Genomic DNA, 19,495 nt, shown 5'->3' with positions numbered 1-19,495 from the left:
TTATTCACCTACCTGTTCTACGGGGATTAAAAAGATTGAGCGTACCAAAGAGATGAAGTAAAGTGATCCGCAAATCAGCAACGTCTCATCGCTCTTCGTCTCGTCGCTCAGCCATTCACGCAACGTGATTTCCCAATTATCAACACGTTCCAGTTGTTCTTGATTAAAGCCACCCATCAAAAAAGCATCCTCTAAGGTATCTACAGAGGCGGCTCTTGGAAAATCAAAGCTCGTGAGATACACGTTGGCAAATTCGAGCGGCGCCTCTTTAAGAACCCGAGCCATTTGAGGCAACGGTTTATCCTCAAGAGCAGAGAACATTAAATGAACTCGCTTTGTATCGCTTGCCAGCTCAGTTAAACTGTCGACTAGCATCGTGATACCTTCCGTGTTATGTGCTCCATCTATCATACATAACGGTTTTCGTGAGACAATCTCCAAGCGCCCTGGCCATGTAGCTTGCGCCAAACCCTTCTTCCTATCTTCTTCCTCCACAAAAAAAGCATAGAATTCTCTCATGAGATCTAGAACCATCAAGGCCACGCCCGCGTTTTGTACCTGATGTTTGCCTAGTAACCCCAATTGATATGTGGAAGAGTTGAGACGAAATAAACTACCATATTCGATATGCTGGGCTCCTCTTGAAGCTTCTGTAAAGAGAGGCTTGGAATAAAATTCGTTACCTAGCCTATAAAGCCTGCTGTTTTTTTGTTTGGTAATCCGAGAAATAACATCAAGTGCCTCTTCGTGCAGATGTCCTACTACAACAGGCACTCCTGATTTAATTATGCCGGCTTTTTCCAAAGCAATCTCACCAATCGTTGAGCCTAGAACATTGGTATGATCAAGACCAACATTGGTAATGACACTTATGATGGGATGGACAACATTCGTTGAATCCAAACGTCCACCAAGCCCCGTTTCCCAAATCACAATCGCAGGTCTGACCACTCTGCCAAAATAACAGATCGCCAGTAAAGTAATAACCTCAAACTCAGTAGGACAGCCATACTCCGTTTCACGTTCACAGCGCCCCACCAACGGCTTTATTTCATCCACAAGACGAACAAGGTCGTCCTGTGGAATGAGTTGGTTATTAAATCGAATACGTTCGCGAAAATCAGTGATATATGGGGAAGTAAAGGTTCCAACACTAATTCCCGCTTCCAGCATTACGTGTGTCAAAAAAGTGCACGTAGAGCCTTTTCCATTGGTACCTGCCACATGAACAAATAACAAATTTCGTTCAGGATGCCCTAACTCCTCTAGCATCCAATTCATGCGCTCTAAACCAGGTTTAAGTCCAAAACGTAACAGGCTGTGAAGCCAATCCAATGCTTCATCATAAGTAAGAATATGATCTGCCTTCATTTACCGTATGACCCCAATCGTTTAGTTATGACAAGAATGAAGCAGACAAGCTTAGGATTCTAGATCAGCTAAACGAGCGATGACCTTTTCACGCTTGTTCGCGTAGTCTGCCATTTTAGCTTTTTCTTCCTCAATAACATTTGCGGGAGCTTTTGCCATAAAGCCTGGGTTGTTCAGCTTTTTCTCGATGCGTTCTACTTCTTTATTTAGTGTATCAATTTCCTTCTCCAAACGCTTGCGCTCCTGTTCCAAGTCAAGTAACCCTGCAAGCGGTAAAAATAACTCTGCACCAGTAACAACAGCGGACATTGCTTTTTCTGGCGCTTCCAAATCAGTACCAATTACTAGTTTTTCAGGGTTGCAGAAACGTACCAAGAACTCTTCTCCACGTTGTAGACTTTGAAGAGATTGTTGATCGTTAGCCTTGATTACTAGTTCAATTTTTTTAGACATTGGCACGTTTACTTCTGCACGGATGTTACGCACGCTGCGGATAATATCCATAAGCAAGCTCATTTCAGCTTCAGCATCGTTAAAAGTTAACTCGCCTTTTGCCTGCGGCCAAGCAGCAATTGTGATGCTTTCACCCTGATGCGGTAGGGCTTGCCAGATTTCTTCCGTGATGAAAGGCATGAATGGGTGTAGCAAACGCAACGTCTGATCTAGCACATATACAAGCACTGATTGAGTTGCTTTTTTCGCTTGTTCATCTGTACCGTACAATGGCAATTTAGCCATCTCAATGTACCAGTCGCACAAATCATCCCAGATGAAATTGTATAGCAGACGGCCTGCTTCTCCAAAATCAAACGCATCCATCAATCGAGTAACATCTGTGATGGTTCCTTGAAGACGAGTTAAAATCCATTTATCAGGTGCAGATAATTCTTTGGTTAAATCGATATCTTCATACGTAAAGTCTTGTAGATTCATCAAAGCAAAACGTGAAGCATTCCAGATCTTGTTTGCAAAATTGCGGTTCGCTTCTACCTTTTCCCAATAAAAACGTTGGTCATTACCCGGGGAATTACCCGTTGCCAATGTGAAACGCAAGGCATCCGCACCGTACTTCTCGATTACTTCCATCGGGTCAACCCCGTTACCAAGCGACTTAGACATCTTACGCCCTTCAGAATCGCGGATAATTCCGTGGATTAACACGTGCTCAAATGGCTTCTCACCAGTAAATTCCAAACCGCTGAAAATCATACGTGCTACCCAGAAGAAAATGATGTCGTAGCCTGTTACAAGTACGTTAGTTGGATAGAAGTATTTCATGTCTTCCGTTTCATCTGGCCAACCTAATGTAGAGAATGGCCACAACGCAGAGCTGAACCACGTATCTAAGACGTCATTATCCTGAGAAAGGTTGCTGGAGTTACATTTGCAGCATTCTGTGACATCAACTCGGGATACATGCAACTCGCCACAATCCTGACAATACCAAGCAGGAATACGGTGGCCCCACCATAATTGTCGGGAAATGCACCAATCACGAATATTTTCGATCCAGCGCAGGTACGTGTTTTTAAAACGTTCAGGAACAAATGTAACACTGTCTTCGGAAGCAGCATTTTTTAGCGCTTCGTCTGCAAGAGGCTGCATGTTAACAAACCATTGTGTCGATAGATATGGCTCTACTACCGCGTCACTTCGTTCACTATGTCCAACCTGATGAATATGCTCCTCGATTTTAAACATAACGCCTTGATCTTGTAAGTCTTTAATAATTTGCTTGCGACAAGCGAAACGATCAAGCCCTTTATAGGAAGCAGCATTTTCATTCATTACCCCTGATTCATCCATGACAATGATTTGTTCCAAATTATGACGTTGACCCAGCTCAAAGTCATTTGGATCGTGTGCAGGCGTGATTTTAACCGCACCAGAACCAAATTCAGGGTCTACATAATCGTCCGCAACAATCGGAATTTCGCGACCTGTAATCGGCAGAACAACCATTTTGCCAACTAAATCTTTATAACGTTCATCCTCTGGGTGAACGGCTACTGCGGTATCGCCTAGCATCGTTTCAGGACGAGTTGTAGCCACTTCAATAAAGCCGCTTCCATCAGCTAATGGATAACGCATGTGGTGCAGCGCGCCTTTTACTTCTTTATAAATAACCTCGATATCAGACAAGGCTGTACGAGCGGCTGGGTCCCAGTTAATGATGCGCTTACCTCGGTAGATCAAACCTTTGTCATAGAGGCGAACAAACACTTCACGAACGGCACGTGATAAGCCCTCGTCCATCGTAAAACGCTCGCGTGAGTAATCTAGAGCAAGCCCAAGTTTTTCCCATTGTTCACGAATATGATTAGCATAGACATGCTTCCATTCCCAAACTTTTTCTACAAATTTTTCACGACCCAAATCATGACGGCTTAAGCCCTCTTCACGCAGGTTTGCTTCTACCTTCGTTTGAGTTGCGATACCCGCATGATCCATTCCTGGTAGAAACAGCGTACTGTATCCCTGCATACGCTTAGCACGTGTAATAATATCTTGTAGCGTTGTATCCAATGCATGACCCAAATGTAGCTTACCCGTTACATTTGGAGGTGGGATTACAATCGTATAAGGAGCTTTCTTTGGATCGCGCTCCGCTTTAAAAAATTCTTGTTCCATCCAGTAGGGATACCATTTGGCCTCCGCTGCCTTTGGATCATAGTTTTTTGGTAGTTGTGAATCAAGAGATGCTTGTTCGTTTGCCATAAACCTATTCCTCCTTATAATTGCACATCATTACATGGGCAAATAAAAAAACTCCTCATCATCAAAGGACGAAAAGGAGTTTGTTTCGCGGTACCACCTTTGTTAACGCGCGTTATCATCATTCAAATACATTTCCCACTATGTGAAAGTACGGAACTCACGCGTTCACTCTAACAAGATAACGGTTTGACGCCGATTCCAACTACTTTATTACTTCTCATTTCATTGGAATTGCTCATGGATGACTTTCCATATCCCTACTCCTTAGAGAATCTCGCAGCTAATGATTCTCCCTCTCTGATAAGGTGGGTATATGTACTCTTTCCAATCATAGCATTGCATATATAATCATATACAGCATATTATAGCGAACCCCTAATGGTACGTCAAATAGAGAAAAATGTGAATGCTTACAGACAGAAACGAAAGCTGTTTGATTTACCTTCCCTTCTAAATCAGACAGCCTTCGTTCCTTTTAATGAATCGCTTCCTTCTTAAAACGACCGCCTTTTACATCACGAATGTTTCCAATGGCTAAAAATGCAGACTGATCCCATTCTTCTACAATTGATTTTAATTTGGCCTCTTCCAATCGGGTGATAACGGTAAAGATAATTGTCTTATTATCTCTAGAATATCCACCTTCCCCGTTCAAATAAGTAACACCACGTCCTAGCCTTGCTAGCAGAGCTTCACCAATTTCTCGATGCTTGTCACTAATGATCCAGACTGACCTAGATTCGTTAAAGCCCTCAAGTGTTAATTCAATCATTTTGTAGGCGATGTAGTAAGCAAGTAAGGAATACATCGCTTGATTCCAGCCAAATACAAATCCCGCACTGCCTAAAATAAATATGTTGAAAAACATAATTACCTCTCCAACAGAAAAGGCTGTTTTCCTGTTAAACAAAATGGCTACAACCTCTGTCCCATCCAGCGACCCACCATAACGAATGACCAAGCCTACTCCTATCCCCAAAAATACGCCACCATAAACCGCAGCGAGAAACGGTTCTCTCGTAACAGCGCTGACTGGGTGCAATAAACTTGTAGCAATTGACATGGTCGTAACTCCAAACAATGTAGATAGGGCAAAGGTTCTACCTATGTGCTTATAACCAATAATGAGGAAGGGAATATTTAATAAAAATAAGAAAAGACCAATTGGCCAGCCTGTTAAATGGCTAAAAATAATAGAAACACCCGTAATTCCTCCATCAATGACTTGATTGGGAATCAAAAATTCTTCTAGTCCAAATGAAAAAATCATGGACCCTAGAATGATAAAAAAAGCTCTCTTGAATAGTTGAACGGTATTAACCCTTCTATGTTCAATCAAAAGAACCACATCCTCTCTTCTTTATTTGTTTTTTTATATTTTACTGCAATTCATGTAAAGAAACGATTCATAAAGTGCTGCTGGGCTTCACCCTCTATCCGCATACTGCATACACTGTGCAGTAAGGGGTGATCATTATGAATTGGCGACGCTTTAAATACAGTTCTTTTCTACACAATGTAAAAGCTTCCTATAAGCAGTTTCTATTGCCTTTTACAGCCTTTCAGTTTATTAGAACCTTACTATTGCCCACCTCTCTCGATGTATTAATCCTCGGCTTCCTCGCCATTTCTTATGCCGCATTCTCGATGGATTGGCTGTAGTCACGTCATTATGTTTACCCACCCATCATGCAAAAAAACGCCTCCTTTTCCCAAGAAGGCGTCTAAATCAAAATGCTTGATTGGTCCATCTATTTAAGCTCACCAGCCGATCCAAATCCTTTTCCAATCGTTTAACTGCATATAGCTCCGTCCATTCGTACCGTCGATTATAGTAGGACTCCAGATTACGCATGATCCTCTCAGGATATTGCAAAAAGTATCGTAGTAGCGAAATCTCTTCTGGTCGAAGGGGAAACACTTCACTGTACTGTTCAAAAAGATCAGTTGCTGTTTTACTTTCCCCCCCGAGCTGAAAATAATTACGTAGCATTACCGCTACATCACGAATGGGGGTATCGAACACCGTTCGATCAAAATTTAGTAAACGCACTTTGCCGCTCTCATTCATAACCGTATGACTTGGATCTGGATAACCATGGATGAGCGAGAGTCGAAATTGATTGCTTGTTTCGTGTCGTCTTCGCCAAATTCGTAAATTTTCCAAGGCTTGATTAGCAATGTCAGCAATAAAAGTATGATTTGCTAAAAACGCCACATCAAACGGAGATGCATAATCACGTTCATTAGCGAGGTCACGGAACATAGCCAATTGACGAATCCAGCTTTGCCATCTATTAATTAGGGCATCAACGAGCGGCTCCACCTGCTTTGGATCTTCAATTCGGTAATTTTGCGTTAGCTGATGAAACTCCGCCAATCGAACAACTGTGCCCGAAGCCCAGCTAGACAGATTCGCTTTGGAAATTGAAACACTATCCTCCCATTGGGTTAAATAATAAACCTCTCCCCCTTGCTTTACATATGGCTCATCAATTTTGGTATATAAAAGAGGGATAGCACCATCCCAGCCTCTTTGCTCCAAATGCCTCAATACGCCACCCACATAAAGTAGGCGAGTGGCCGGTGTGGCTGTTTTTTTGCAGGAATAACACCCATTTGGAGTAACCCCTTTGAATACACGTGGAGCTTTAACCAACTCAATTGATTGTACATACATATCGTACTCGTTAAACAAGGGAAAGAGTTGATCGTACTGACTCATGACGATTGCCGTCCTCGCTCTGCTCGCTTCGCCAAGCGTTGCAGATGATAATCCAATTCTCGCTGTCGCATGACTGATTGTTTGACATCCTCTGCTGCTTGTTTATCCTCTTTTGTGCTAGCTTGAAGAACTTTTTCCAACGTTTTCCATAATTCATGCGGATAGGCCATAAAGGAGAGTAGTAAACGAAACTCTTCATAATTCAATGGTTTTACCTCTTCATAACCATCTAGAAAGGCGTCAACCAATGCCGGATCTCCACCATCCAATGCAATCTCCTGTAAAAAGCTTGCTGTATCCTTATGCTGAACAGTGAGAGAGGTTTTATAAAAGCCTCGCAAAAACACTTGATCGTCAACCATTACCCAATTCTTCCGTGATAAGTCCTTATGAGAAGCTGCAAGCACTTCATCTGGTAAGGATACGCTCTGAATCAAGGTAGCACTGCGCTCCATCCGTTCTAAGATTGACGGAAACAAGCTTCCCCATTTATTGCGTTTCTTGGCATTACGATCTCGTTCCCACTGCTTTAAAAATTTTTTTGTCCGATCCAGCCCTTGCTGCGCATGTAATTGTTCTCGTTTCAACAATTCTCCACCAATTTGGAGGGATTGCGCTTGTTGGGCTAAATGCATTTGCGCTGTTATACGACCACATTCCAGCATGTTATCAGTGGTGTAGGCGATAGGTTCTTCTACGCGATGGTGGTCCATCATGCTATAACCCTTTTTATTTGATACTATATAAGGCTTCGAATCTTTGGTACGAATAAATCGTTCTACGTTTTTAACCCCCTGACGCGCCATTTGCTCACGCCATCCGTAAGACCAACGCATATATTCTATACGAGGCCATACCCTTACCTCTTTGGTTCCCCTGTTTGTTTCTATTAAATAGTAATCCACTTTTGGTGTTATTTTGGTCGTTTTCAGTTTATATCGTTTGCAGATGGGGGAAATATCTAATTGTTCCTTTGCCATGCCCTTCTCTCCCCTTATTGCGGAATGTAAAGAATTTGCCCCTCTTCTACCCGATCTGTTGACATTCGATTTGCTTCTTTAATTTTGCTCACGGACATTTCATACCGCTGTGCAATGGAATCTAAGGTATCATTTTTTTGGATAATGCACATTTTCAATTTACTGAATTTTTCTGTGCGATCTTGAACAAATGAAGTTAGATTCCCTAATGCATCTTTACGTGAACTACTGGTATCACGTTTTGCTTTCGTTTGCTCTGAAAGCTCCTCCTCTTGTTTACTCTCCTCACGCAGATTTTTATTTTTCTCATTTCCATGTAAGTGTGAGAAAATATTGGAGAAGTTCATCATTTCATTTTGCTCTTTATGATTGTTTTTTGAGCCAATTGCAACCTTCATTTCTTTTTCCTGTTCAACTTGGGATGCTGTATTTTCCTCTGCCGATTTTGCTTCTTCCTTCTCCAATTGAGCCATGAGCACAGTTGCCTCTTCTTCTGTGCTTAATTCCGTCCTGATAGTAGGCTCTTGTTGCTTCTGATCATAATCTGCTGTATGAACTTTCACCTTATTTTCATCTAGTTCGACATGTACTTTGGCAGTTTCTGTTGCTGTTTCTGTTATTGCTTCTTTTTTTGCTGCTGTGGTTATGTCTACCTGATCTTCTTCACTCCCCTCAACTAATTGCACCGTTGATTGAGAGTGATGATTCTCTATCCGTTCTTCATGTTGTTTCGCAACAACTTCTTTTGGTTCTGGAGTTACCTCCGGGCGTTTCGTTGCAGCTTCTTTTGGTTTTGGAGCTACTTCTTGGCGTTTGGCAACGGCTTCCTTTGGCTCTGGAGCTATTTCTTGCGGTTTTGCAACGGCCTCTTTTGGCTCCGGAACGGTTTCTGGGCGTTTTTCAGCAACTTCTTTTGGTTCGGCAACCGTCTCTTGGGTTTTTGCAACGGCTTCTTTTGGCTCTGGAACGATTTCTGGACGGTTTTCAGCAACTTCTTTTGGTTCAGCAACTGTCTCTTGGGTTTTTGCAACGGCTTCCTTTGGCTCTGGAGCTATTTCTTGCGGTTTTGCAACGGCTTCTTTTGGCTCTGGAACGGTTTCTTGGCGTTTTTCAGCAACTTCTTTTAGTTCGGCAACCGTCTCTTGGGTTTTTGCAACGGCTTCTTTTGGCTCTGGAGCTATTTCTTGCGGTTTTGCAACGGCCTCTTTTGGCTCCGGAACGGTTTCTTGGCGTTTTTCAGCAACTTCTTTTAGTTCGGCAACCGTCTCTTGGGTTTTTGCAACGGCTTCCTTTAGCTCTGGAGCTATTTCTTGCGATTTTGCAATAGCTTCTTTTGGCTCTGGAACGGTTTCTTGACGCTTTTCAGCAACTTCTTTTGGTTCGGCAACCGTCTCTTGAGTTTTTGCAACGGCTTCTTTTGGCTCTGGAACGGTTTCTTGGCGTTTTTCAGCAACTTCTTTTGGTTCGGCAACTGTCTCTTGGGTTTTTGCAACGGCTTCCTTTAGCTCTGGAGCTATTTCTTGCGGTTTTGCAATAGCTTCTTTTGGCTCCGGAACGGTTTCTTGGCGTTTTTCAGCAACTTCTTTTAGTTCGGCAACCGTCTCTTGGGATTTTGCAACGGCTTCCTTTAGCTCTGGAGCTATTTCTTGCGATTTTGCAATAGCTTTTTTTGGCTCTGGAACGGTTTCTTGGCGTTTTTCAGCAACTTCTTTTGGTTCGGCAACCGTCTCTTGGGTTTTTGCAACGGCTTCTTTTAGCTCTGGAACGGTTTCTTGGTGCTTTGCGACGGCTTCTTTTGGCTCCGGAACGGTTTCTTGACGTTTTTCAGCAACTTCTTTTGGTTCGGCAACCGTCTCTTGCGGTTTTGCAACGGCTTCTTTTAGCTCTGGAACGGTTTCTTGGTCCCTTGCAACAGCTTCCTTTGGCTCTCTAGATGTTTCCTGATGCTCTGCAATTAATTCAAATGATGCAGATTGCTCAAGGTGAGGTGACTCCTCCTTAAAAGTAACTTCTTCGTAAAAAGATTTTCTCTCCTTCTCCTCTATATCTACTTCTGTTTCAACCTGCTCATGATAGGAGACTGGTTCTACATACACACTATCAGTCATTACCTCCTGATCTTCCACTGACTCCCTCACATATTCATTAGGATTAAGCGGCTGATACGAAGCTTGATATAGAGATTTAGCGATATGCTCAGGTTGGTACTGCATGCCAGCAACAGGTTGAGGGACTGGGCTAGGTGGAAATGGAGGTGGTTGATAAAACATTTGTTGTGGTGGTGCATATGGTGGCATCTGGGCAAACGGATATTGTGGTGGCTGCTGTTGATAAAACGGCCCTGCCATCGGCTGAAATGGATTTGGAGGTGGTGGGGCAAAAGGAATAGGGTTCGAGTTTACACCTAATCCGCGGCCCGGTCCCTGGTGCCCTGATCCCTGCTGGTAAGAATTTGTTTGATAAAACGGCGGTGTACCATACGGCGGTGCATACTGCGGGGGTTCTGGCCTAGAAATTGGGTGAAATCCATGTTCGTAAGGTGATTGCTGTCCTTTGAAATCTGATTGTAGATTTGAATATGCTTGATAAGGTCCATTGCCTGATTGCTGGATTTCATCGATTTCTTCCCGTTCTGCTTCATCAGCTGCTGTTTCATATGCCTCATATTGTGGATGCTGATAACGAAACCGTGTCGCCGAATCTTGATCCCAGTTATTTTGAGCTATATCTTCTGACTGCATCTGAAAACCCGGAAATGGTTGATATGGCTGGTATTGGTTGGTTTTCTCGAATTGATCAAATGGATTATTTTGATTAATTTGCTCATATTGCTCGTATTGATGATATTGGTCATTTTGTGCACTATGCTCGTATTGATGATATTGATCATTTTGCGCACTATGCTCGTATTGATGATATTGATCATTTTGCGCATACTGCTCATTTTGATGATATTGATCATTTTGCGCACTATGCTCGTATTGATGATATTGATCATTTTGCGCACTATGCTCGTATTGATGATATTGATCATTTTGCGCACTATGCTCATTTTGATGATATTGATCATCTTGCGCACTTTGCTCGTATTGATGATATTGATCATTTTGCGCACTATGCTCGTATTGTTGATATTGATCATTTTGCTCACTTTGCTTGTATTGATGATAATGATCATTTTGCGCATTAGGTTCGTATTGATGATATTGATCATTTTGCGCACTATGCTCGTATTGTTGATATTGATCATTTTGCGCATTTTGCTCGTATTGATAATATTGATTATTTTGCCCATATTGCTCGTACTGTTCATTTTGCTGGTACTCTGCATGCGCAATCTCATCTATCAATTCTTGTCCGTCTTCGTTCTGATGTTCCAATTGGGACTCTACTTCTTTCTCTAGAGCGGTCAGCTTTCGTTCTAGATCATCAATAGTGACATGCTGATATCCCTGTTCTTCACTCTCATCGTCAGCTACTTGTATATATTCCCAGGTGTCAGGTGATTTTTGCGATTGCTGCTCAGCACGAATCTCCTGTTCATTCTTTAGCTGGATTCCATCTATTATCAGGTCAGCGGTAATAAGTAATTGTTTAGGGCCTTTTATCTCATAATCAAAACTATCAATAATCCCATGAATATCAGAAACCTCTTTGGTTCTGGAAATAGGAACAGAGATACTTATTGGGATACGATGCATGATCTCCGCCTCTTCATCAGAGAAAAAAACGCTAGCATCTCCTTGTTCCAACTGCAACGGAGTAAATCTCATTGCCGAAACCAAGGTGTCCGTTCCGCCATTTGCATTGGCGTTCTTGGTCGGCACATACTTGCCTCGCAGTTGTAAGGACCCACATATCGTAATCTCATAATCATTTTCCCTTATCTCTAAATCGGGTAATAACTCCAGTTCCCGTAGCTCTTCAATTTCTGGTTTATCTGATGAGAGAAATATAGTCTCTTTCATTTGAAACGATAACAGTCCATCTTGTACAGACACACCTGCTCCTCCTTTCAGCTCCACAAGCATTTCCCTATATCTATATGGACAGAGCAACAAAAATAGAACATAAGAGAATGATTTGGCATAAGGTTACGTCTTAGCTAGTCGGATCAAAAAAATCCCGCTCTACCTTGATAGGTAAAACGGGACTTCTCATTAAAACGTACAAACAGCCTCTTTTAGATGATCGTACATATTTACTCATGATTACTTAAATAACTCTCTTCTTTTTCGAATGTTTTCGTGATTCTCTGAATAAGTGATGGTAGCCATTCTTGTAAAGGAACGAATAAAAAGCCTGTCTCCTTTGCCTTTTCGTTACTCATGCACCATACTGATTGGGTTATCCCGAACGGAGACATATGTTCATCTGCTGTTTCTGACATAATAATAGCTTGTTTGCCTGTACTATCTTCAATCAGACTGATAAGTCCTTTTAATGTAATACCCCCATGGGAGCAAGCGTTAAAGGTCCCTTCCAGCTCCTCTTCAGCAGCCCATAGCAAAAAGCGTGCAGCTTGGTTAGCTGGAATAAACCCAATAGTTGCATCTAGGTTTGGAATTCCGATCGTCCATTGTTTCATCACATGCTCTACGTGAAAATGCAAACGACGGGTATAATCATCATCCCCCAGAACGATCGGAAAACGAATGGCTGCTACAGGAAAAGGAGCTTCTTGAAAGAACACAGCTTCGGCCAAACGTTTGCCTTCCTTATAGGATGTTTCTTGTCGCGTCACATATTCAACAGGGTAGTGATAAGGATCAAAATCCTCTTCCGTTACAAATCTGTCTGCCTCGTCATAAACAGATAACGTAGATGTAAAAATATAACGGGACACTTTATCGGTAAAAACCTTTATAGCGATCCGAGCATCCTCTGATGAATAGCAAATATTATCAAAAATCATATCGAATTCATAATCCTCAAATGCAGACAGCATGGATTCCTCATCATAACGGTCGACAATAATTCTCTCTACCTGTTTACCAAATGGATCTTCGGTAATCCCTCGGTTTGCAAGGGTAACTTTTATGCCTTTATCCAAAAGCTCCTGAACCAACCTTTTTCCAAAAAAACGAGTTCCCCCTAAAACAAGCGCTGTTTGCACATTATCCCTCCTTATTGTCAAATCCATAGCTATTAAACCAAATGTCAGATTGACTGACCGAAAGCTCAATCGCTTTTTTTATGTACGAAATGGTATTCTGGGGAAGATCATGAATAGAAAACCATGCTAGTTCATCACATTTATGCGGCTCTGCATTATAAATCTCTCCGGACCATTCTGTTGCCGTTACAAAAAAATCGATACGCTCATCATTTGACAAGCGATGCATAATGCCCGTTATCGTTACTTGATCAGGCTTTAAGATGATGCCTGCTTCTTCACGCGCTTCACGAATCGCAGCTTCTATCACCTGCTCACCACCATCAAGGTGACCGGCTACAACACTGTAATTACCATCTTCGTATCCGGTCTGATATCGTCTTAATAGCAAAATGTTGTTATCTTTTCGCAAAAAAATATGCACGGTGACTGGTGCGGTAAATCGCTCTCCTCCCATGTCATTCCTCCCTTGGTGTCCCTTTCTTTTTGTTATAAACCCCCTCGTTTATTATATCATCTTGCTAGGAAAAGTAGGTGAACTTTACTTTTTTCAGCAAATTTTATGAATACAAAAAAACAGACAGATAAGTTCATCTGTCTGCTTCACAATCTATATTCTTCTTTGAAAACATCTCATCTAGACTAGGGTAGCCATTGCCTTATAGCTTGCTTGAATGGTCTTTTCAATATCTTCATCTGTATGCATAACGGAGACAAACATTCCTTCGAATTGGGAAGGTGGAATCATGATCCCTTCTTGCAGCAACTGTTGGAAGTAACGCGAAAATTTATCTACATCTGCAGTTTTAGCTGTCTCATAGTTGATTACTGGGGTATCTGTAAAGAATAAACATACCATCGAACCAACACGATTTACGGTATGAGGAATTCCTAATTTAGTCGCATTAGCCGCTAAGCCTTCTGCTAGTCGTGCTGAACGAGCATCAAGCTGTTCGTAGACCCCTGGCTTACCAAGCTCCATTAATGTAGCAATACCCGCTGCCATTGCTAATGGATTCCCCGATAAGGTTCCTGCTTGATACACACTTCCCGCTGGAGCTACATGCTGCATAATTTCACGTTTCCCACCGTATGCACCGACTGGCAAACCGCCACCAATGACCTTACCCATCGTGGTTAAATCAGGTGTGATACGATACAAGTCTTGCGCACCGCCGCGAGCTACACGGAAGCCTGTCATTACTTCATCAAAGATCAGTACAGTACCATGTTTTTCCGTAATGCTACGCAGTTCCTCTAGAAAGCCCGGCTGAGGTGGTACTACACCCATGTTTCCGCCAATTGGTTCTACAATAACAGCAGCTAGTTCTGAGCCGAATTTTTCAAAGGCAAGGCGTACACTATCGATGTCATTATATGGTACCGTAATTGTATTTACCGCAGTTGTTTCAGGCACACCAGGGCTATCCGGCAGGCCTAAGGTGGCAACACCCGAACCAGCCTTAATCAGTAAACTGTCCGCGTGGCCATGATAACAGCCTTCAAACTTCATAATTTTATCACGCTTTGTGTACCCACGCGCCAAACGAAGCGCACTCATTGTTGCTTCGGTCCCTGAATTTACCATTCTCACAACTTCTACTGAAGGAACAATGTCACACACTAGCTTTGCCATTGTGGTTTCACGTTCTGTAGGTGCCCCAAAGCTAGTACCCAGTAAAGCAGTTTCACTAATCGCCTGCAATACTTTTGGATGAGCATGCCCCAAAATCAAAGGTCCCCAGGAGCCAATATAATCAATATAAGTATGCCCATCAACATCTGTAATACGGGAACCTTCCCCTTTTTCAATATAAATAGGATTGCCCCCTACGCTTTTAAATGCACGCACAGGACTATTAACCCCACCGGGAATGTATTGTACCGCTTCTTTATGTAGTTCGATTGATTTCGTGAATTGTCGAGTCATTCCATTCACCCCATTAGAATCTGTTATCGTGAAACTGGTAGAAAAAACGCTTGTTTGAAGGTGATCAAACAAGCGTTTTCCTGTTATAACAATATGCTCCTTATCAGGAAACAGCGCATGCATTCCATGCTATCGGATATTGTGCGCGATTACTTATCCAATCCCAGTTTTGCCGCCATCTCATTTTCCCATTCATAAATCTCAGGTGTAAAATAGGATACGCGTGTTTTCTTGTATTCCTTCGTAGAGTACAATGTAATACGGTCAGTGATACCTGTTTCATCCTCAATGGCTTGTAGAATTGATTCACACTCTTCCTTATCACGACCATGTACCATCGTAAAGATGCTGTACTTCCAATCTGGATAGGTAGGACGTAAATAGCAATGGCTAACCGCTCGGAAGGAACCCATTTTCATTCCAATTTCCTCTGCTTGTTCTGCTGGTACGTTCCATACACCCATACCATTTGCACGGAATCCAGCTTTCCGGTGGTTTAGTACCGCAGAGAAACGACGCATTTGGCCACGGTCTACCAATACTTTCGCATGGTTCAATAATTCCTCTGTTGTCATGCCAGCATTTTTTGCCCATTCGTCAAATGGACGCGAAACAATTGGCAAATCCTTTTGCAGTTCGATAATCACCTTGATATCTTTATCAGTGATCCCTAGATCAATCGCTGCCTGGCGCATTTCTTCTGTGTAAGTAGGAGCAGATTTTGTATTCGCTTCTGCCTCTTTTTTCACATCTAGTTGTACTCCGATTTTAAATAGTTTTAGAGTAGGTAGAATGCGAATCGATTCCACATTAGACAATTCTCCTAAGATTTCAACCGTTTTTTCCAACCCAAAACGACTGTTCGGAGGTAGAGCAATCGTAAACCACAGGTTAAAGTCATGGTTGCGTTTATAGTTATGTGTAATACCCGGATGGGAGTTAAAAATCTTTACAGCCATTTCATCTAATTTATCAGGAGCAATCCGAGCCGCTACCAGACTTGATTTATATCCTAATGCTTTTGTATCACAAATAGCAGAGATTTGACGGATAGAATCACCTTTCATTTTTTCCAGGCGAGCCATTAACTCTTCTTCTGTTGTCCCTAAATTTTTTGCCATAACCTTAAATGGTTCAGGAACCAATGGAATCTCTTTTTGAATGGCATCCAAAATCTCTTTATCTAACGCATCTAATAAGTCAACCGACATGTTATGAACCTCCTTGTAGCCACTTGGCAACATCTTTAGCATGGTACGTAATGATTAAATCAGCACCTGCGCGTTTGAATCCCGTCATTGTTTCCATAACAACGCCTTGCTCGTCAATCCAGCCATTTGCACTAGCTGCTTTTACCATGGAATACTCTCCACTGATATTGTAAACAACTAACGGCAAATCAAAGCTTTGACGTAAACGTAAAACCATGTCCATGTAAGCAAGACCTGGTTTTACCATTAAGAAATCGGCCCCTTCCATCACATCGGATTCTGCTTCGCGCAAGCCTTCACGCGCATTAGCATAGTCCATTTGGTAGGACTTACGGTTACCGAACTTCGGAGCGGATTGAGCTGCTTCACGGAACGGGCCGTAGTATGCAGAAGCATATTTAACCGCATAAGACATAATCGGAATATGTGTAAATCCAGCTTCATCTAAAGCTTCACGAATGGCGGTAACAAATCCATCCATCATATTAGATGGCGCAATGATGTCAGCGCCAGCTTTAGCCTGTGATACAGCAGCTTGGCTTAATAAAACAAGAGACTCATCATTTAGTAGCTCTCCACATTCATGCAAAACACCACAGTGGCCATGATCCGTATATTCGCATAGGCATGTATCTGCAATAACAAGCAACTCAGGGAAAGAGGCTTTTATGTGACGAATTGCTTGCTGTACAATCCCATTGTCTGCATAAGCTTCTGTTCCAAGCGCATCCTTATGCTCTGGAACCCCAAACAAAAGAACAGCCTGAATGCCTAGACTAACGATTTCTTCAACTTCTTCATGAAGACGATCCAAGGAAAAATGATAAACGCCAGGCATAGAGGAAATTTCATTTTTGATGTTTTCCCCTTCTACTATGAACAGCGGATAGATCAAATCTTCTACTCGCACATGGTTTTCTCGTACAAGGTTACGCATCGCTTGGCTTCGGCGCAAACGACGATGACGGTCAAATTTAATCATGATCTACTTCCCCTTTTACGTGGTAATTAGTGCATTGACTAGTCCTTCAATTGTATATTCACTTGCCATGATATCCACTTGCAAGCCTGCTTGTCTTGCCGTATCCGCTGTAATCGGTCCAATGCAAGCAATCTGTACACCCTGAAGTAATTGGGTAAGATCGTATTCCTTCAGCGCTTCCACAAAGTTTTTGACCGTAGAGGAGCTGGTAAATGTAATGATCTGTATCGCCTTTTCTTCCAATAGGGAAACCGTTTCCCCAATGTTCTGTGCATCTATAACTGTATCATAGGTATCTACTTCCGTCACTTCCATGCCGAGAGTTCTCAGCTCTCGTGGCAATGTTTCGCGCGCTATATCCGCACGTGGAAGCAAGACTTTAGAGCCTGGCTGTAACTCATCCTTAAGGGATTCAACCAAGCCCTCTGCAAGAAACTCACCAGGTAAGACATTTACCGTCAAGCCTCTTTCTTCTAGCATGGAGGCGGTTTTCGGACCAACGGCCGCAATTTTACCAGTTAAGGTACGAATGTCAATCTTTAACTCACGCAAGCGTTTAAAGAAGAATTGAACCCCATTTGGACTAGTAAACATGACCCAGTCAAAAGCTGATAGCTGTTGCAATGCGGTATCCAATTGCGGTAAAGCTTGTGGCTCAACCATCTTTATCAGCGGGAATTCATATGCCTCCCCACCTAATTCATTGATTTGATTCGATAGTTCACTGGCTTGACTTCTAGCACGCGTAACGAGTACACGCTTCCCAAACAACGGCTTTTTCTCAAACCATTGTAATTTTTCACGAAGCGTAACCACTTCTCCAACCACAATGATAGAAGGATTTGTTAAGCCTGCCTGCTCACGCTTCTCTACAATGTCCTCTAAGGTACCGACCAAGGTTTCCTGTTCGACTAAAGTCCCCCAACGCACCAAAGCTACCGGTGTTTGTGGAGAGCGACCATTCTTCATTAATTGTTCCGTAATATAGGGGAGATTGCCTACTCCCATGTAAAAGATGATCGTACCAACAGCCGTGGCTAATTTTTCCCAGTTAATGCTTGATTCTGTTTTCTCTGGACGTTCATGTCCTGTCACTATTGCTAACGAGGAATTAAAATCGCGATGGGTCACGGGGATGCCTGCATACGCCGGAGCAGCAATCCCTGAAGTGATCCCTGGTACAATCTCAAATAAAATATCGTGCTTAGCCAATTCTTCAGCTTCTTCTCCAACACGCCCAAAGATAGAAGGGTCCCCGCCTTTAAGACGAGTAACCACTTTCCCTTCTAATGCTTTATCGACTAATACCTGATTGATCTCTTCCTGGGTTAGGGTATGACGATCAGGCAGTTTTCCACAATAGATTAACTCTACGTCCGGTTTTGCATGAGCTAGCAATCGTGGACTTGCCAAGCGATCATACACGATGCAATCAGCCATTTGAATCGTTTCCAAACCACGCACCGTAATTAGCTTAGGGTCACCAGGCCCAGCACCTACTAAGAAAACTTTTCCTCTATTCATTGACAGTTCTCCTCCAATACTTTAGCAAGCACTTCTCGCGCCCCCTGACGGAGCAGCTCTTCTGCCAAATTTTCACCCAATGCTTGAGGATTGTCTCCAGTCAATGTTGCTTTAAACAATTGGCTTCCGTCAGGAGACCCTACCATCCCTGTAATGCTAATGGAAGGCTTTTGATTTGCATCAAGCTGTACTTCTGCATAAGCGCCAATCGGCACTTGACAGCTTCCCTCCATTTTGTGAAGAAAAGCTCGCTCCGCCTCAACCGCATAACGGGTCTCCAGATGATCAAACCGTTGTAAAAGTGACATCATTTCAGCATCATGTGTACGGCACTCAATAGCAAGCGCCCCCTGCCCCACCGCAGGGAGACTGATTTGTGGATCAAGATACTGCGTGATCGTGCCCTTCCACTCCACACGTTTAAGACCGGCAGCAGCCAGAATAATTGCATCAAAATCTTCTTCCTCTAGCTTGCGGATTCGTGTATCAATATTTCCCCGAATCGGTTTAATAATGAGATCAGGTCGGTAATGTAGCAATTGGGAGGAGCGGCGCAAACTGCTCGTTCCCACCACAGCGCCTTGTTTTAGCTCATCTAGCGTCTTACCGTCCTTGGAAATCAGCACATCCCTCGGGTCTTCCCTTTTTGGAATGGCACCGATCGTCAAACCTTCTGGTAAGACAGCAGGCATATCTTTTAAACTATGGACAGCCATATCAGTTTGTTCTTCCAACAGGGATTGTTCAATTTCTTTAACAAACAGACCTTTACCGCCCACTTTGGAAAGTGTAACATCCAGAATGCGATCTCCCTTTGTAACAATCTCTGTGATGCTAAAACTTGATGCAGGGTCTATTTCACGCAAACGAGCCAGCACCCATTTTGTTTGGGTAAGTGCCAGCATGCTTTTACGCGATCCAACTTTCCACTCTTTCAT

At 42.8% G+C, this 19,495-nt stretch carries 14 protein-coding genes and 1 other annotated feature; of the genes, 1 reads left to right on the top strand and 13 read right to left on the bottom strand.

The window, feature by feature from the left end:
• The 3 genes from O0550_RS02515 to O0550_RS02505 all read right to left on the bottom strand — a co-directional run bounded on the left by O0550_RS02515 (window position 1) and on the right by O0550_RS02505 (window position 5,428).
• Window positions 1-1,371, bottom strand: a complete 1,371-nt coding sequence (locus O0550_RS02515; protein WP_022585807.1) for a bifunctional folylpolyglutamate synthase/dihydrofolate synthase — start codon at window positions 1,369-1,371, stop codon at window positions 1-3.
• A 51-nt stretch (window positions 1,372-1,422) separates the two neighbouring features.
• On the bottom strand, window positions 1,423-4,089 hold the full coding sequence (locus tag O0550_RS02510) for a valine--tRNA ligase (protein WP_258425580.1): 2,667 nt from the start codon (window positions 4,087-4,089) through the stop codon (window positions 1,423-1,425).
• 61 nt (window positions 4,090-4,150) lie between these two features.
• Window positions 4,151-4,430 (bottom strand) — a binding site (T-box leader).
• A gap of 134 nt (window positions 4,431-4,564) precedes the next feature.
• Entirely contained in the window at window positions 4,565-5,428 is an 864-nt protein-coding gene (locus tag O0550_RS02505; protein WP_003338405.1) for a YitT family protein, read from the bottom strand.
• 137 nt (window positions 5,429-5,565) lie between these two features.
• On the opposite strand from O0550_RS02505, the gene O0550_RS02500 reads away from it, so the two are divergent.
• A complete protein-coding gene (locus O0550_RS02500) occupies window positions 5,566-5,751 on the top strand; it encodes a hypothetical protein (RefSeq protein ID WP_003346010.1) in 186 nt (61 codons plus the stop codon).
• Window positions 5,752-5,818: 67 nt separating this feature from the next.
• Here the strand turns inward: O0550_RS02500 and O0550_RS02495 are convergent, their stop codons facing one another.
• The 10 genes from O0550_RS02495 to hemC all read right to left on the bottom strand — a co-directional run bounded on the left by O0550_RS02495 (window position 5,819) and on the right by hemC (window position 19,495).
• Window positions 5,819-6,814: an aminoglycoside phosphotransferase family protein gene (locus O0550_RS02495; RefSeq protein WP_258425579.1), complete on the bottom strand. Its 996-nt coding sequence runs from the start codon at window positions 6,812-6,814 to the stop codon at window positions 5,819-5,821.
• A complete protein-coding gene (locus O0550_RS02490) occupies window positions 6,811-7,794 on the bottom strand; it encodes an aminoglycoside phosphotransferase/kinase family protein (protein ID WP_003346006.1) in 984 nt (327 codons plus the stop codon). The genes O0550_RS02495 and O0550_RS02490 overlap by 4 nt, the downstream gene beginning before the upstream one ends.
• A 14-nt stretch (window positions 7,795-7,808) precedes the next feature.
• The gene (locus O0550_RS24475) at window positions 7,809-11,795 is read right to left on the bottom strand and encodes a LysM peptidoglycan-binding domain-containing protein (protein ID WP_258425578.1); all 3,987 of its coding nucleotides are present in this window, start codon (window positions 11,793-11,795) and stop codon (window positions 7,809-7,811) included.
• Window positions 11,796-11,995: 200 nt separating this feature from the next.
• Window positions 11,996-12,910, bottom strand: a complete 915-nt coding sequence (locus O0550_RS02480) for an NAD-dependent epimerase/dehydratase family protein (RefSeq protein ID WP_003338852.1) — start codon at window positions 12,908-12,910, stop codon at window positions 11,996-11,998.
• Window position 12,911: 1 nt separating this feature from the next.
• Window positions 12,912-13,367, bottom strand: a complete 456-nt coding sequence (locus tag O0550_RS02475; RefSeq protein ID WP_003334878.1) for an NUDIX hydrolase — start codon at window positions 13,365-13,367, stop codon at window positions 12,912-12,914.
• Between the two features lie 180 nt (window positions 13,368-13,547).
• The gene (gene hemL, locus O0550_RS02470; protein WP_003334879.1) at window positions 13,548-14,840 is read right to left on the bottom strand and encodes a glutamate-1-semialdehyde 2,1-aminomutase; all 1,293 of its coding nucleotides are present in this window, start codon (window positions 14,838-14,840) and stop codon (window positions 13,548-13,550) included.
• 149 nt (window positions 14,841-14,989) lie between these two features.
• On the bottom strand, window positions 14,990-16,051 hold the full coding sequence (ahbA, locus tag O0550_RS02465; protein ID WP_003334880.1) for a siroheme decarboxylase subunit alpha: 1,062 nt from the start codon (window positions 16,049-16,051) through the stop codon (window positions 14,990-14,992).
• 1 nt (window position 16,052) lies between these two features.
• Window positions 16,053-17,033 (bottom strand): porphobilinogen synthase, encoded by a 981-nt coding sequence (gene hemB / locus O0550_RS02460; RefSeq protein ID WP_003334881.1) that lies wholly within the window; start codon window positions 17,031-17,033, stop codon window positions 16,053-16,055.
• Window positions 17,034-17,048: 15 nt separating this feature from the next.
• Window positions 17,049-18,557, bottom strand: a complete 1,509-nt coding sequence (cobA, locus tag O0550_RS02455; RefSeq protein WP_258425577.1) for a uroporphyrinogen-III C-methyltransferase — start codon at window positions 18,555-18,557, stop codon at window positions 17,049-17,051.
• Entirely contained in the window at window positions 18,554-19,495 is a 942-nt protein-coding gene (hemC, locus tag O0550_RS02450; RefSeq protein WP_258425576.1) for a hydroxymethylbilane synthase, read from the bottom strand. The genes cobA and hemC overlap by 4 nt, the downstream gene beginning before the upstream one ends.

The organism is Brevibacillus halotolerans (assembly GCF_026891775.1).
GTDB classification, from domain to species: domain Bacteria; phylum Bacillota; class Bacilli; order Brevibacillales; family Brevibacillaceae; genus Brevibacillus_B; species Brevibacillus_B halotolerans.
The sequence above is the reverse complement of the archived record's forward strand: the minus strand, read 5'-3'. Positions and strand labels throughout refer to the sequence as shown.

Excerpts from the sequence above, each read along its gene's own strand:
- O0550_RS02515 (WP_022585807.1), bottom strand. The coding sequence starts at position 1,371 with ATGAAGGCAGATCATATTCTTACTTATGATGAAGCATTGGATTGGCTT.
- O0550_RS02510 (WP_258425580.1), bottom strand. The coding sequence starts at position 4,089 with ATGGCAAACGAACAAGCATCTCTTGATTCACAACTACCAAAAAACTAT.
- O0550_RS02500 (WP_003346010.1), top strand. The coding sequence starts at position 5,566 with ATGAATTGGCGACGCTTTAAATACAGTTCTTTTCTACACAATGTAAAA.
- O0550_RS02495 (WP_258425579.1), bottom strand. The coding sequence starts at position 6,814 with ATGAGTCAGTACGATCAACTCTTTCCCTTGTTTAACGAGTACGATATG.
- O0550_RS02490 (WP_003346006.1), bottom strand. The coding sequence starts at position 7,794 with ATGGCAAAGGAACAATTAGATATTTCCCCCATCTGCAAACGATATAAA.
- O0550_RS02475 (WP_003334878.1), bottom strand. The coding sequence starts at position 13,367 with ATGGGAGGAGAGCGATTTACCGCACCAGTCACCGTGCATATTTTTTTG.
- hemL (WP_003334879.1), bottom strand. The coding sequence starts at position 14,840 with ATGACTCGACAATTCACGAAATCAATCGAACTACATAAAGAAGCGGTA.
- ahbA (WP_003334880.1), bottom strand. The coding sequence starts at position 16,051 with ATGTCGGTTGACTTATTAGATGCGTTAGATAAAGAGATTTTGGATGCC.
- hemB (WP_003334881.1), bottom strand. The coding sequence starts at position 17,033 with ATGATTAAATTTGACCGTCATCGTCGTTTGCGCCGAAGCCAAGCGATG.
- cobA (WP_258425577.1), bottom strand. The coding sequence starts at position 18,557 with ATGAATAGAGGAAAAGTTTTCTTAGTAGGTGCTGGGCCTGGTGACCCT.
- hemC (WP_258425576.1), bottom strand. The coding sequence starts at position 19,495 with ATGAAAGAGTGGAAAGTTGGATCGCGTAAAAGCATGCTGGCACTTACC.